The organism is Sedimentibacter sp. B4, assembly GCF_000309315.1.
Lineage (GTDB): Bacteria > Bacillota > Clostridia > Tissierellales > Sedimentibacteraceae > Sedimentibacter > Sedimentibacter saalensis.
The window spans coordinates 1-410 of sequence record NZ_CANG01001150.1; the positions used below are offsets into that span (position 1 = coordinate 1).

The 410-nt window shown below is 70.2% G+C and carries 1 pseudogene; it reads right to left on the reverse strand.

Annotated features, from left to right (window positions below):
- Positions 1–191, reverse strand: a pseudogene (locus tag BN358_RS25915) (hypothetical protein); the annotation flags it as partial.
- Between the last annotated feature and the right edge of the window lie 219 nt (positions 192–410).

Consider the following 410-nt stretch of genomic DNA (forward strand, 5'->3'; position numbering starts at 1 on the left):
CCGAGCACCTGCAGCCGTCCGTAGGCCGCGTACATCAGCACGTCCGCTGAGGTCATCGGCGGAACGAGACTGGTCAGGATGCTGAGCAGGGCGCCCAGGCCGAACAGCTTCCTGTTGTTCGGACGCCAGCCGGTGTTGATCGCGCGCCAACAGATCCACATGCCGACCGCGCCGGCGATAGCGCCAGCCACAGGGCGGGCACGCACACCCACTCGTTGAGGGTGAGCACGCTGACCGGGAGGTACCAGGGCGGCAGGTAGCCGTCGCGTGGGCCGAGCTTCAGGGCAACCGAGGACGGCCCGCAGAAGGCGACCGCGAGGGTGATCGCGGAGCCGGCCACGATCAGCCCCAGGCCGAGCCTGTGGTTGCTGGTCCAGGGCGCTGCGATCGCGCGGCGCAGCCAGCCCCAC